This window comes from Candidatus Nealsonbacteria bacterium CG07_land_8_20_14_0_80_39_13 (assembly GCA_002779355.1).
Lineage (GTDB): Bacteria > Patescibacteriota > Minisyncoccia > Minisyncoccales.
The window spans coordinates 1-13,033 of the sequence record PEWS01000018.1 but is presented as its reverse complement, the minus strand read 5'-3'; the positions used below and the strand labels follow the sequence as shown (position 1 = coordinate 13,033).

Annotated in this window: 14 protein-coding genes and 5 tRNA genes; 16 read left to right on the top strand and 3 right to left on the bottom strand. The window is 39.1% G+C overall.

All coding sequences use genetic code 11. The features are described from left to right. Positions 1-70: transfer RNA gene (locus COS96_01185), tRNA-Pro, on the bottom strand. Positions 71-130: 60 nt separating this feature from the next. Between COS96_01185 and COS96_01180 the strand changes: the two genes are divergently transcribed. The 14 genes from COS96_01180 to COS96_01115 all read left to right on the top strand — a co-directional run bounded on the left by COS96_01180 (position 131) and on the right by COS96_01115 (position 10,650). Then, a complete protein-coding gene (locus COS96_01180) occupies positions 131-1,174 on the top strand; it encodes a hypothetical protein (protein PIU44044.1) in 1,044 nt (347 codons plus the stop codon). Between the two features lie 9 nt (positions 1,175-1,183). After that, on the top strand, positions 1,184-1,549 hold the full coding sequence (locus COS96_01175; GenBank protein ID PIU44043.1) for a response regulator: 366 nt from the start codon (positions 1,184-1,186) through the stop codon (positions 1,547-1,549). After that, positions 1,540-3,300: a hypothetical protein gene (locus COS96_01170; protein ID PIU44042.1), complete on the top strand. Its 1,761-nt coding sequence runs from the start codon at positions 1,540-1,542 to the stop codon at positions 3,298-3,300. Before COS96_01175 ends, COS96_01170 begins: the two co-directional genes overlap by 10 nt. A 4-nt stretch (positions 3,301-3,304) precedes the next feature. Continuing rightward, the gene (locus tag COS96_01165; protein PIU44041.1) at positions 3,305-4,516 is read left to right on the top strand and encodes a hypothetical protein; all 1,212 of its coding nucleotides are present in this window, start codon (positions 3,305-3,307) and stop codon (positions 4,514-4,516) included. 1 nt (position 4,517) lies between these two features. After that, positions 4,518-5,381, top strand: a complete 864-nt coding sequence (locus tag COS96_01160) for a hypothetical protein (GenBank protein ID PIU44040.1) — start codon at positions 4,518-4,520, stop codon at positions 5,379-5,381. Beyond that, positions 5,356-5,865, top strand: a complete 510-nt coding sequence (locus tag COS96_01155; GenBank protein PIU44039.1) for a hypothetical protein — start codon at positions 5,356-5,358, stop codon at positions 5,863-5,865. Before COS96_01160 ends, COS96_01155 begins: the two co-directional genes overlap by 26 nt. Then, on the top strand, positions 5,862-6,386 hold the full coding sequence (locus tag COS96_01150; GenBank protein PIU44038.1) for a hypothetical protein: 525 nt from the start codon (positions 5,862-5,864) through the stop codon (positions 6,384-6,386). The genes COS96_01155 and COS96_01150 overlap by 4 nt, the downstream gene beginning before the upstream one ends. 15 nt (positions 6,387-6,401) lie before the next feature. Next, a complete protein-coding gene (locus COS96_01145; protein ID PIU44037.1) occupies positions 6,402-7,688 on the top strand; it encodes a hypothetical protein in 1,287 nt (428 codons plus the stop codon). A gap of 16 nt (positions 7,689-7,704) precedes the next feature. After that, positions 7,705-8,850, top strand: a complete 1,146-nt coding sequence (locus COS96_01140) for a hypothetical protein (GenBank protein ID PIU44036.1) — start codon at positions 7,705-7,707, stop codon at positions 8,848-8,850. A 2-nt stretch (positions 8,851-8,852) separates the two neighbouring features. Continuing rightward, positions 8,853-9,479 (top strand): hypothetical protein, encoded by a 627-nt coding sequence (locus COS96_01135; protein PIU44035.1) that lies wholly within the window; start codon positions 8,853-8,855, stop codon positions 9,477-9,479. Then, positions 9,463-10,023 (top strand): hypothetical protein, encoded by a 561-nt coding sequence (locus COS96_01130; GenBank protein ID PIU44034.1) that lies wholly within the window; start codon positions 9,463-9,465, stop codon positions 10,021-10,023. Before COS96_01135 ends, COS96_01130 begins: the two co-directional genes overlap by 17 nt. A 2-nt stretch (positions 10,024-10,025) precedes the next feature. Further along, positions 10,026-10,340: a hypothetical protein gene (locus COS96_01125; GenBank protein ID PIU44033.1), complete on the top strand. Its 315-nt coding sequence runs from the start codon at positions 10,026-10,028 to the stop codon at positions 10,338-10,340. A 58-nt stretch (positions 10,341-10,398) separates the two neighbouring features. After that, positions 10,399-10,470, top strand: a tRNA-Arg gene (locus COS96_01120). A 106-nt stretch (positions 10,471-10,576) separates the two neighbouring features. Then, positions 10,577-10,650: transfer RNA gene (locus tag COS96_01115), tRNA-His, on the top strand. A gap of 102 nt (positions 10,651-10,752) precedes the next feature. On the opposite strand, the gene COS96_01110 is transcribed toward COS96_01115, so the two are convergent. Continuing rightward, on the bottom strand, positions 10,753-11,781 hold the full coding sequence (locus COS96_01110; GenBank protein PIU44032.1) for a hypothetical protein: 1,029 nt from the start codon (positions 11,779-11,781) through the stop codon (positions 10,753-10,755). 221 nt (positions 11,782-12,002) lie between these two features. Between COS96_01110 and COS96_01105 the strand changes: the two genes are divergently transcribed. Further along, a tRNA-Arg gene (locus COS96_01105) sits at positions 12,003-12,075 on the top strand. A 10-nt stretch (positions 12,076-12,085) separates the two neighbouring features. Continuing rightward, positions 12,086-12,159, top strand: a tRNA-Ala gene (locus COS96_01100). Here the strand turns inward: COS96_01100 and COS96_01095 are convergent. Continuing rightward, positions 12,148-13,033, bottom strand: an 886-nt coding sequence (locus COS96_01095) for a hypothetical protein (GenBank protein ID PIU44031.1), incomplete at its 5' end; no start/stop codon positions are given. The two genes, COS96_01100 and COS96_01095, sit on opposite strands and share 12 nt — an antisense overlap.

Genomic DNA, 13,033 nt, shown 5'->3' with positions numbered 1-13,033 from the left:
CGGGGTGCTGGGAATCGAACCCAGGCCGTACGCTCCCAAAGCGTGCATACTACCACTATACGACACCCCGATTACTTGAATGATAGTAAAAACTTTGCCTTCGGTCAATTAAATATGGTAAAATTAAACAATGATCAGCGGATCTGTTAAGAAAAATGGAAAAGAGCTGTCTGCGAAAATTCTTCAAGACGGAGCGACCAGGTTTTGTATTCCCGGGGGAGGCGGTTTTTGGGGCCAGTTCAATATTTTCAGCCAGTGCAGGAAGTATAACCTTCCCCTTCTTCGTTGCCCCCAATTCCTTTTTTGCCTGATGGGCTTATTCATAGATGTTGTTATTATCTTCTTCTATTTTATAGGGAAGAATTATATTGGATCGCCTTATGCGATTTCCCTGATAATCATTTTAATTACCATCACTCTCCTTTTCATCTCTTTTGTAATTATTCAGGGTTTTGAGAAATTAGCGGAAGCTAATTCAATAAAAGAAGAATTTATCAGCATTATCTCCCATAAATTGAGAACTCCGATAACCAGCTTGAAATGGGCGTTGGAGCTTTTGACGGAGAACAAAAAAAGCGATGAAGAGCTGAAAGAATATTTTCATATACTTGGAGATAATTGCGAAATAATGAATGACCTAATATCAGACCTCCTGACGGTTTCCATGTTGGATTCAGGGAAGTTTTTTTTCAAAAAGGAAAAGGTTGCAACGGAAAAGTTTGTCGCCGATATTGTCGAGAGCTTTAAAACACCGGTGGATTCCTTGAATATTAAAATGGAATTTAGGGCGCAGAAAGGCCTGCCGAAAATTTTTATTGACCCATTAAAAATTGAATTAGCGATCAAAAATATTATAAACAACGCGGTTTGTTATAGGAAATCGGATGGAGATTTCAAAAAAGAACAAAGCTATATTATAATAAAATTGGAGAAGAAAAACAGGCAAGTTTATCTTGAAGTCAAAGATAACGGAATGGGAATACCAGACTATGAAAAAAAATATATTTTTGAAAAATTATTCCGTTCCGGAGATAAATTAAAAAATAAAAGCGAAAGATCGGGGTTAGAACTTTATGTTTCCAAGGCCATAATAGAGAAATCGGGAGGGAAAATAGGATTTAAAAGCCAAGAGGGCTTCGGGTCAACCTTCTGGGTTACATTACCAATAAAATAAACATATTATATGAAGAAAATATTGATCATTGAAGACGAAGTGGCTCTTCAAAAAATGTTAGGAGAAGTCCTTGCGGAAAAAGGATACGAGGTAATTCAGTCCCTTGACGGAGAGTCGGGATTGGCTTTGGCAATTTCCGGAAAACCGGATTTGATTCTGCTTGACTTAATTCTGCCGAAGATAAAGGGGCTGGGTGTTTTGAAAAAGATAAGAGAAAACGAAATCATCAAAGATACTCCAGTTATCATTCTGACTAATTCAGAAAATGCAGCTGATATAGAGGAGGCGATTTCGTTGGGGACGACCACTTATTTGGTTAAGGCGAATTATTCAATTAAAGAGATAATGGAAAAGGTAGAAAAAATATGGAAATAAATCCTCAACAGCTTAAAGCTTTTTTATTGGATGCTAATTTGGCCACCAATGAGCAATTAAACGTGGCTCAAAAAAAAGCCGAAGAAACCGGCCGTAAGTTTGACGATGTTTTAATTTCCGAAAAAATAGTGCCGGAAGAAAATTTGATTAAAATGAAGGCCTATATTTGGGGCATTCCTTTTGTGAGCTTGGAGAAAGAGAAAATTCCTAAGGAAATTTTGACCATAATACCGGAACCAATTGCCCGTTCTCATAATATAGTCGCTTTCAGGAAAAACGAATTTAATAATTCTCTGGAGGTGGCTATGCTGGACCCGGAGGATTTGATGACCATTGAATTTATTAAAAAAACTTCTGATTTAAAAATATTTCCCAGGTTGACTAACGTAGAGGGGATCAAAGCTGCTTTGAAGCAATATGGAAAGACATTAGAGGCCGAATTCGGGGACATCATCAAGAAAGAAGACGATGGCATCCTTATCAAGATAGCCAAGGGAGACGGGCCTGAAAAAGGGGTGTCTGATTTAATGAAAACAGCCGAAGAGCTTCCTGTCATTAAAATAGTTGATACTTTGATCAAGCACGCTATTTTAGAGAGAGCATCTGATATCCATATAGAGCCGATGGAGAAAGAAGTTCTTGTCCGTTATAGAATTGACGGAGTTTTGCGGGACGCTATGATACTTCCTAATCAAATCAGTTCCGGCATTGTCGCCAGAATAAAAATTCTTTCAAAATTAAGACTGGACGAGCGCCGGCTTCCTCAAGACGGAAGATTTAAAATAGAAACCAGCGATTATAAATATTCTTTCAGGGTATCCATATTGCCGGTCTTCTATGGGGAAAAAGTCGTCATCCGTCTTCTTCCTGAAGGAGGCAAGCCACTTTCTTTGAAGGAAATAGGAATAACGGGAAAATCTTTGGAAAATATAGAATTTAATTTGAAGAAGCCGGTCGGCATGATTCTGATCGCCGGTCCTACGGGAAGTGGAAAAACGACCACTCTGTATTCCATGATGGAGATACTGAATACTCCGGATGTGAATATTTCAACTCTGGAAGACCCGATTGAATATCAGATGGCGAGAGTCAATCAATCCCAAACTAACCAAAAAATAGGATTTACTTTCGCCTCCGGATTAAGGTCTCTGGTTCGTCAGGATCCTGACATTATTATGGTTGGAGAAATCAGGGACGGAGAAACAGCCAGTTTAGCTGTTAATGCTTCCCTTACCGGACACATGGTCCTTTCTACGATACACACCACTTCAGCGGCCGGAACAATCCCCCGCTTGATAGATATGGGGGTTGAGCCGTTTTTGATTTCTTCCACTTTGAGCATAGTCATAGCTCAAAGGTTGGTCCGCAGGCTTTCTGATGAAAAACAGAAGTATACTTTAAGCGATATTGAAATAGAAGATTTAAAAAAGCAATGCGATCTGGAAAGGGTTTTGAGGATTCTGAAAGAAGAAAAGATAATTAAGGCCGGCCAGTCCATTAAAAAGATAGAATTCTTCAAGCCGGTAGCAAGCAAAAAATGCCCTGAAGGGTATAAGGGAAGAATAGGTATTTATGAAACCATTGAGACAACAGGGGCTGTCAGGGATTTGATTATGAAGCGCGCTACAGCAGACCAGATTCAAGAGCAGGCTCAAAAAGAAGGAATGAGAACTATGGTGGAAGACGGCCTCGTCAAAGCAGCTCAAGGAATTACCAGTATTGAAGAAATCCTTCGCGTCATCTCTGAATAAAATTATGCAGTATATTTACAGCGCTAAAAATTCATCAGGCGGAGATGTCTCGGGCACAGAAGAGGCGAAAGACAAGGGCCAATTATCCAGAATATTGAAGGATAAAGGATTTTTTTTGATAAAAGCCGAAGAAAAGGGCGCTCCTAAGGAGAAATTTGCGTTAAACATTCCTTTCCTAAACAAGGTTTCTTTGACCGAGAAGCTTTTTTTTACCAGAAATCTTCAGTTTATGATTTCTTCCGGACTTTCCTTGCCCAGAGCGATGTCTATATTAATTGAGCAGGTAAAGAGCCCTGAATTTAAAAAAGCTTTAGCGGATATAGAAGGGCAGATATCTAAAGGAAATAATTTTTCCGATTCTTTAAAAAAATGGCCTGATATTTTTCCTGAATTATTTCAAAGTATGATCAGGGCGGGAGAAGAGTCCGGCTCCTTGGAGGAATCACTAAAAACTTTGACCATACAGATGGAAAAAGATTATAAATTAAAGGCCAAGGTGCAGGGGGCTTTGGTTTATCCGGCAGTTATCGTCTGCGCCATGCTTGGCATCGGGATTCTGATGCTTATTATGGTTGTGCCGACCTTAGCCAGCACATTTAAGGATTTGGGCGTTGACCTTCCTGTTACTACTAAAGCGATAATTTGGGTGAGCTCTTTTATTGTTAAACAATGGTTAGTTTCCCTGATCATTGTTTTTGTCGTTATTTTTTCTTTAAGATTTATTTCTAAAACAACTCAAGGGAAAAAGTTTTTTGACTCTGTTTTTTTGAAAGTTCCTGTCATCTCTTCAATCGTCATTAAAACTAATTCAGCCTATACGGTAAGAACATTGAGCTCCCTGATTGACTCCGGTATACCGATTTTGAAGGCTATGGGAATTACTTCTAGCGTTTTAGATAATGTTAATTTCAAATTAGCCATGGAAAGGGCGATGGAAAAAGTCAAAAAGGGAGAAAAGATTTCCGACTCCTTGGCCTCTTCTGAAGGCGTTTATCCCTTAGTTATCACCCAGATGATTAAAGTCGGAGAAGAAACAGGAGAAACTTCAAAGATTTTGAGCAAATTGGCGGAATTTTTTGAAGAAGAAGTGGATAATATCACCAAGAATATGGCCGCCATTATTGAACCTGTTTTGATGGTGGTAATCGGAATAGCCGTCGGTTTTTTCGCTATTTCAATGATTCAGCCCATGTATTCAATGCTGGGCTCTATGTAAAATGCAGAAAGGATTTACTATTGTGGAAATAATATTTATAGTGGGCATTTTTTCACTTTTATTGGGATTGAGCATTCCGGCTTTCCAAAGTTTTCAGAAACAGGCGGATATGAACAGTTCAGCTGAAAAAATAATCGCTGCCTTAAGGTTGGCCCAGAACAAAACCTTGGCGTCAGAAGGGTCCAGTCAATGGGGAGTTTTTTTCGATTCATCCGCCGTCCCCGACCAGTGTGTTTTATTTAAGGGGAGCAGTTATTCTTCAAGGGACGCTTCTTTTGATGAAATTTATAAATTATCAAATAGCGTTTCTTTCAATTCGATTAATCTCGGCGGCGGGGACGAGACAATTTTTTCAAAGGTGACCGGCTATGTCAACCATTCAGGCAGTATCATTTTCGGTTCAACAAGCGGTTCAATAAAAACCGTTTATATTGAAAATTCCGGTCGTGTTGGAGTTGATAGCTCATCTTTTTCCGATACAGACAGGACCAAAGATTCTCGTCATGTTCATTTTGACTATAGCAGGACAGTAACCACCTCTACTGAAAACATCGCTCTGACTTTTTATTATAATGGTTCCAGTGTAACTGAAACCATACCTATCGTAAGCAATATGAAAAGCGGTCAAATCTATTGGGAGGGAGAGGTTAATGTCAATGGCAGTATTCAAAAAATAAAAATTCATACTCATAGATTAAATAATTTCGGAACTCAGTTTTGTATTCATCGGGACAAAAGATATAATGATAAAGCGTTGAGCGTTTCCGTAAGCGGAGACGGCAGTGGCAATTTAATTCAATACGGCGTCGATGGCCAAATCACAAATGGCGTTTCAATTTATGTTTCTGATACTCAAGCGCAATAAATTTTGGAGCAAAACAGGTATCTCAATAATAGAGATATTGATTGTAGTTGCCATAATCGCAATTGCTTTTGTTAGCTTATTTTCTTTATCTTCTCTTTCGTTAAAAGCGTCCATTCTGACAAAACAGACAATTAAAGCTGACTTTTGGGCGCAAGAAGAGATTGAGGCGATAAGAAGTTTTCGGGACAGGACGACTTGGGCCACGGACGGAATAGGAAGTTTAACAATGGGGATTGATTATTATCCTCAAAAAACAGGCAATCCTTTGTCGTGGAATTTAGCAACAGGGACGGAAACAGCAGATGGATTTACCAGAAAAGTTGTTTTTAGCAATGTTCAAAGAGATGGCAACGGGAATATTGTTGAGGGCGGAGGGGTTAATGATCCTCAAACAAAAAAAATTACAGCCACGGTCAACTGGCAGGAAAGAGGCGTTGCTCATCAAGTGGAAATAGCGGCTTATTTAACTAATTGGAACAAATGAAAGTAAAAAATGGATTCACTTTAATAGAGGCGCTGGCTTATATGGCGGTTTTAGCGCTTATTATTTCCGCTATTTTGCCGTTTTTTCTTTGGGCGGTTCATATTAATGCCAAAAGCAATGCCGTAAGAGAAGTAAGCGACAACATTAGGCGTTCAATGGAAACAATAACCTATGAAATAAAAGAGGCCAAGGGCGTTTATTCTCTAACCTCTGTTTTTTCTTCCGACTCGGGGCAGCTCTCTTTGGAGACGGCTCATTTTCTTCCCGCGGGAGAAGAGGCGTCTTATATTGATTTTTATCTTTGTGGAAGCCAGATTTGTCTGAAAGAAGAATCGCAATCCCCTATCGCTATCACTTCCAATAAAGTTAAAGTGACTAAATTGGAATTCATCCCTTTATTCATCAGCTCTGACATTTCTTCTATCCAAGTAATAATAGGACTTGAATACGATGCTCCCGCTAATCATCCTGAATACAAGGATTCGGAAATTTTAACTTCCAGCGCCTCGCTAAGGAACTGATATTTTTATTTTAAAATGTTTAAAAATTTTATTACAAAATCGCAAAAAAATGGATTCATCGCCCTTTATCTGACAATTTTAATTTTGACGGTCGTTTTTGTTCTTGCCGGAAGTATTTCTCTTGTAGCTTTTAATCAGCAAAAAATATCTAAAAATGCAGTTAAGTCAATCCAAGCCTTTTATGCCGCTGAATCAGGGATAGAGGATATTCTCCAGCGGCTGAAAATAAACCCGGCTTTAGCGGGAATGAATTATAATCTTAGTGTTGGAAGCGGGACGACGAATGTTGTTCTTTCAAGTATTATCGGCGGTTCAAGAACAGTTGTCTCCAAGGGAGATTTTTCCTCCCGAACAAGAAAAACAAGCGCTGTTTTCCATATAGAGAGCCAAAAAGTGTCTTTTTGCTATGGAGCTCAAGTCGGAGCAGGAGGAATGACAATGGGGAACGGTTCTGAAATAAAAGGCAATGTTTTTTCCAATGGTAGCGTTATCGGTAAGGGAATCATTGACGATACTATTATTGTTGCCGGCAATGGGAATAAGATAGAAGATTTAACCGTGGAGAAAAACGCTTCTGCTCATACTTGTAAAGATTCTACAATCACAGGAACGCTTACGTATGTTTCAGGAGGCAGCACTACGGGATGCTCGGCCACAGGAGGAATTTATAGCCAGTCGAACCAGATTCTTTCTGAAGATTTGCCGATATCCGCAGATCAGATTAATGAATGGAAGAGCGAGGCTGCATCCGGCGGGATTGTTACCAGTAATGTTTCCATAAGCGGAGAGGTAAACTTTCTTGGCCCTGTTCAAATTGGAACAACCGGGGCGCCGAAAAATTTAACTTTAAATAATAATGCCAAGCTTAGCGTAAAGGGCACAATTTACGTAACAGGCGATATTGTTTTTAATAATGGTTCTGAAACAAAACTGGACAATAACTCTTATGGTTCTTTGAGTGGCGTTATTCTTTCTGATGGGAAAATAACTGCGTCTAATGGTTCGGAACAAAAAGGTTCCGGAGAAACCGGTAGCTACATCATGCTTCTTTCCACGAATAGTTCTTTGGATTCAGGCAGTCCGGCAATATACGTCGGCAATAACGCGGCTGGAGCTATTTTTTATACCACTTCAGGTTTGATTTATTTGAAAAATAATATGAAAGCCAAAGAAATTACAGGTTATAAAATTCAAATTAAAAATGGCGCGGTAGTAGAATATGACAGCGGTTTGCAGAATGCTCAATTTACCAGCGGACCGGGAGGGTCTTGGCAAGCGTCCGATTGGAAAGAAATAGAGTAAATGTTAAAATGAATTTATGATGTTTGATTTTTTATCATTGAATCCGGAGGCTTTCGGAATTGATATTTCCGATATGTCAATAAAAATCATAAAACTCAAAAAGAGAAGAGATTTTTTTAACATAGAATATTTTGCTGAACAAAAAATAAAGCCGGGGATAGTGGTTGATGGTGAAATAAAAAACGCAGAGAGGCTGTCGGAAATAATAAAAGAGATGGTTTTTAAGACCGGCGGGAAAAAAATAAAAACAAATTATGTTATTGCTTCTCTGCCGGAAAAGAAAGCTTTCTTGCAGGTTATCAGCCTGCCCCTGATGTCTCGAGATGATTTGAAATCAGCCGTAGTCTATGAAGCTGAAAATTACGTACCCCTTCCGATAGAAGAAATATATCTTGATTCTCAAATCATTCCTTCGCCGGAAAAGAACCCTGTTCATTTTAATGTTTTGATTGCCGCTTTTTCAAAAAAAATAGTTGATCCTTATGTTTTCTGCCTAAAAGAAGCAGGTTTAAATGTTAAAGCTTTGGAGACAGAATCTTCAGCTATTAGCCGGGCTTTAATAGAGAAGGAAAAAGCTCTTTACACCCACATATTAATTGATTTTGGCCTGGTAAAAACTAATTTCGTTGTTTTTTCAGGGGGTTCTTTGAGATTCAGTTCCGCCATACCCGTATCTTCATCCGGATTCACTAAAATAATTTCTGATAATTTAGGGGTGAATTTGGTTAAAGCTGAAGAAATGAAGGTGAAATATGGATTACTGGAAGGAATGGAAAAAAGAAAGTTTTCTTCTCAAGGTAGGAATATTGGACAAGGCGGATCGGAAAAAAGAAAAGTCTTTGACTCATTGGTCCCGGCCTTAGTTGACTTAACCCAGCAGATAAGGAAGCACATTGAATATTATCAGGCTCATTTTGTCGGCAAGGAGAAATCATCGGGCGATGAAAGGCAGTTGGATATTCTCCTTTCCGGCGGAGGAGCTAATCTGAAAGGGCTTTCGGAATATCTTTCTATGGAATTAAATCTGCCCGTGGGGGTTGGTAATCCTTTGGCCAATATGGTCGCTAAGGGAAAAGTAAAAAAAATAAAAATTTCGGCGGAAGAATTATTAGGATATACAACCGCCATCGGCTTAGCTATGCGCGGAATTAGCGAAGAATAAATATGATCAATTTTTTGCCGGAAGCGGAAAAACAGAAAACACTGGAGCGGAAAAAGTGGAAAATCATTTCTATTTTAGGGGTAATCTGCCTCTCGGCTTTGATTTGCCTTTTTCTTTCTTTATTTTTCGTCAATAATCTGATACAAGCTAAAGCCGAGGGTTATAAAGTTTACTCCGAACAGCAAAAGAAAGAAAGTTCGCATTGGGGCGAGACGGAAAAGAAAATCAGCGTCTTGAATTCATCATTTTCCGATTTGGCGTCTTTTTATGAGAGTCAACATAACATCAGCTTCTTGATTGAGAGAGTTTTTGATAATATGCCCATTACTTCTTATCTTAGTAATTTCAGTTTTGTCCGGTTGGAGAGGAAAAAATCCGCGGACTCTGCGTCAACAGCCGAGGTCGGACAAAGCGAAGAGAGGAAGGAAGAGTTTTGGGCCGAAGTATCTATTTCCGGTTTTTGCCCGACAAGGGAAGATCTTCTTTCGCTTAAAAGTAATTTAGAAAATGAGAAAATTTTTGAAAAAAGGGATATCTACTTCCCTGCTTCAGGCTGGGTTAAGGCCGAAGATGTTAATTTTATAGCCACTATTAACGTAAAAAAAACGTTTGATGACATCAGACAATAAAATTAAAATATTTTTATTATTTCTGGCGGTTTCAATCTTCAGCGCTATTTATTTTGGCGTTCTGCCTCTTTTATCTGAAATAAAAAATAATTTTGGGCAGATAATTTCCCAGAAAAACGAAATAAAGAATTTTCAGATTAAAAGTCAAAGCGTCGGCGTGGCTGAAGATTATTTAAGCGGAATCGTCGATAATGTTAAAAAAACGCAGGATATTTTTATTGACCGTGAGGTTCCCGTGGACTTTATCCGTTTTTTAGAAAAAACAGCCAAGGACTGTAATATTTCAATGGAAGTCTCCCTGTCTTCTCCATTAAAAGCGAAAGATGAAAAGTGGCAGCACCTTCTTTTTCAGGTTAATTCATCCGGTTCCTTGCCTGATTTCCTTAAATTTTTTGAAAAAATAGAGGACAGCCCGTATTTGGTTGATGTTCAAAGCCTCTTTATCAACAGATTGAGCGAAGATGATTTAAAATCAGAAAAATACATCGGGCTTCCCCAGGGGTCTGTGACATCAGGAATTTCAATAAAAGTTTATTCAAAATAAAAATGACGATAAAGAAAATAAAAAACATTTTTAAAAAAATTCCCGAAGCATTGGCTAAAAAAGCTTTTTTGGCTTTTCTGTTTCTTCTTTTTCTGACTATTTCTTCCTGCGGCCTTATTTTCTACTACTATGGTTTTCTGGCCGATGAGGAAGATGTTGCCGGTTCGGAAAAGCCGTTAGTCATAGATGAAACCAATTACCAGAAAGTTGTAAGTGTTTGGCGGGATAAGGAAGATAAATCCAAGCAGGCTGATTCTGAAAAATATCATAATCCCTTCATCAAGCCGGCTTCTCTTGTTGAAATTCTCCCTAAATAAAAAAACAAGCATCAAGGTTGCTTTTTTAGAGTTTTGATGTTATTTTTATTTCTGCCTCGCCCTTGTAGTTCAATGGACAGAACATAGGTTTTCTAAACCTGCAATGGAGGTCCGATTCCTCCCGAGGGCACAGCGTAAGAACGTTAATTTTGCTCAGCAAAATTTTACGTTCAACGCTGTTGGAACGTTTAATTTCCGAAGGAAATTATTACGTTCCACAGTAGTACAGCGTAATGGTGGGCGTAGTGTAATGGTTAGCACCAGAGTTTGTGGAACTCTTAGCGCGGGTTCGAATCCCGTCGTCCACCCATGGAATTTACACATATCATAATCTATATATCAGCTTTCCTTCTGGGGTTTTTCCTTGTTAAAATCATTGATTTTACGCAAAGAAACGCCTAACGCGCCGTTTTCATTTTCTCTCTTCAAGCTTTATTTCAGTGAAGATTATTTTTCCTTCCCTTAATATTTCCAGTTTGACGCTTTCTCCGATGTCAAATTTTTGGACAACATTGGTTAAGGGATTTTTCTCATCAATTTTTTCTCCTTGGCAGGTTAAAATTATATCGTATTCTTTCAGTCCTATTTTCTCTGCTGATGACCCTTTTACAATCGCCCTTTCTCCGAACGATTCTCTGACAATCAAAGCTCCGTAATCAACAGGCAACTTGTTTTTTTCAGATATTTCTTTGTCCAATGTGATGTACTTGATTCCCAAAAATGGTCTTTTAATTTTTCCGTATTTTTTAATTTCCGCCAAATCTCTTTTGACGCAGTCAATAGGAACGGCAAATCCCAGATTTTGAGCGCCCATAACTGAAGCGGTATTGACACCTATTACCTCTCCTTCGTCGTTCATAAGCGGTCCGCCGGAATTACCGGGATTGATGGCGGCGTCAGTTTGAATTAATCCTCTCAAGTTTTCCGTCTGCTGTCCGACTCCGTTGGAGGCGGTCAGATAGCGACTTAATCCTGAAACAACGCCTGTACTTACGGTATCGTGAAATTCTCCGAGGGCGTTTCCGACAGCCATTACGCCTTGTCCGAGTTTAAGTTTTTCAGCGCTTCCCATTTTTAAAAAAGGAAAATTCTTACCTTCTATTTTCAGTATGGCGACATCATTGACCGAATCGCGGGATATTATTTTCGCCGGGTATCTTTTTTTTGGTTCCAGAATTATCGTATAGTCGGCTCCGGCGTCTTCCACGACGTGCTGGCAGGTGGCTATGTATCCGTCGGGAGAAATAATAAATCCCGATCCCCCGCCGATTTTCAGGGTTTCTTTTTCTCCGCTGTTTCCTATTTGAGGGACAGCCAGATTTTTATCTCCCAAAGGAAAAAAATAAAAACTTTCTACCTTGGGAAGATCTCTAGAAATAACAATAGTTATTACCGCCGGACAGGCCTTTTCCGCCATTTTTACAAATGATAACTTCTTCATAAAATTTAATGTAAAGTGTAAAGCGCAAAGCTTAAAACAACAGTTTAAAATTTAAAATTTATTTTTGTCTTTAAGTATTAACAAAAATATAAACAATTTTTAATGCTTATTTTGAATTTTGAGTTGTTGTTTTGCATTTTTCGTTTTATACTTTACGCTTAGTCTATTGTATCACGAAAATTCTTGTCAGCAAGCGGAAGAACTGATAGTATGGCTTTATCGTCCTCGTAGCTCAACTGGATAGAGCCCAGGTTTCCTAAACCTGTAATAGAGGTTCAAGTCCCCTCGAGGACACAGCGTATTCGGGCCTATGGTCTAATGGTATGACACATCCATGGCATGGATGAAGCGGGAGTTCGATTCTCCCTAGGTCCACCATATTGAATTAGTCGCCTCGCTCGGGGCTTCGCCCCTCGCTTCGGCGGGCAGTTTCGCGAGCAAATCAAAGGGCTTTTTGAAATCCACAAAAAGCCGCTGGTCAAAAATTCGGCGGTTCGAGCCGATTTTTTTGAGGAAATTTTGCATTTCTGAAAAATTACCTTCCAAAACGAAATTTTTGGCTTGGTTGGCTTCAATTATCCAGTTCCGGACGAGTTCGAGCCAATGATTTCCTTTTCGCTCAAAATCCGATAATTTTTCCTCCAAAGTTTTCTTTTCATTCATTAAATCGTTTTTCTTCATTTGAAACTCCGGCAGTTCCAAATCGCCTTCAAGGTAAGCGTCCATCAGGCGATTTATTTTTGTTTTCACTTTCTCTAATTCCGTTTTGAGATTTTGAGCGAAAAGGTCGGACGAGTGCCGGGCTTCCGCACTCTCGGCTTCTAATTTTGCTAAAAATTTATCCCGCCAATCGTCAGGCAAAGAAACTTTTTGACAAGTTTCTTTTATTTGTTCGGCGAGATTTTCTTCTCGCAAAAAGCGTGTTTGAGAACAATTTTGCGTTTTGCTTTTATGGGTGCAACGATAATAGACAAACCTTAAACCGCTTTTTTTGATGTGTCGTTCCGCCGTTATGGAATAGCCGCACTCGCCGCAAACCGCAAAATTTAAGAATTGAAAGTTTTTCGGCCCTCGCTTTTTGCGAGGCTTGCCGTTTGAAATCAACGCCTCCTGTATTTTGTCAAAAAGTTTCTTTGAAATCATTGGCTTATGGCTTCCTTGATGAAGTTCGCCGCGATACAAAAACATTCCGTAGTAGAAAGGATTTTTCAAAATCCCCTGAATTGTTGAAAGATGTAATGGTTTTCCTTCT

Bases quoted from the DNA above. Each gene is read 5' to 3' on its own strand.
- COS96_01180 (PIU44044.1), top strand. From the start codon at position 131: ATGATCAGCGGATCTGTTAAGAAAAATGGAAAAGAGCTGTCTGCGAAA.
- COS96_01175 (PIU44043.1), top strand. From the start codon at position 1,184: ATGAAGAAAATATTGATCATTGAAGACGAAGTGGCTCTTCAAAAAATG.
- COS96_01170 (PIU44042.1), top strand. From the start codon at position 1,540: ATGGAAATAAATCCTCAACAGCTTAAAGCTTTTTTATTGGATGCTAAT.
- COS96_01165 (PIU44041.1), top strand. From the start codon at position 3,305: ATGCAGTATATTTACAGCGCTAAAAATTCATCAGGCGGAGATGTCTCG.
- COS96_01160 (PIU44040.1), top strand. From the start codon at position 4,518: ATGCAGAAAGGATTTACTATTGTGGAAATAATATTTATAGTGGGCATT.
- COS96_01155 (PIU44039.1), top strand. From the start codon at position 5,356: ATGTTTCTGATACTCAAGCGCAATAAATTTTGGAGCAAAACAGGTATC.
- COS96_01150 (PIU44038.1), top strand. From the start codon at position 5,862: ATGAAAGTAAAAAATGGATTCACTTTAATAGAGGCGCTGGCTTATATG.
- COS96_01145 (PIU44037.1), top strand. From the start codon at position 6,402: ATGTTTAAAAATTTTATTACAAAATCGCAAAAAAATGGATTCATCGCC.
- COS96_01140 (PIU44036.1), top strand. From the start codon at position 7,705: ATGATGTTTGATTTTTTATCATTGAATCCGGAGGCTTTCGGAATTGAT.
- COS96_01135 (PIU44035.1), top strand. From the start codon at position 8,853: ATGATCAATTTTTTGCCGGAAGCGGAAAAACAGAAAACACTGGAGCGG.
- COS96_01130 (PIU44034.1), top strand. From the start codon at position 9,463: ATGACATCAGACAATAAAATTAAAATATTTTTATTATTTCTGGCGGTT.
- COS96_01125 (PIU44033.1), top strand. From the start codon at position 10,026: ATGACGATAAAGAAAATAAAAAACATTTTTAAAAAAATTCCCGAAGCA.
- COS96_01110 (PIU44032.1), bottom strand. From the start codon at position 11,781: ATGAAGAAGTTATCATTTGTAAAAATGGCGGAAAAGGCCTGTCCGGCG.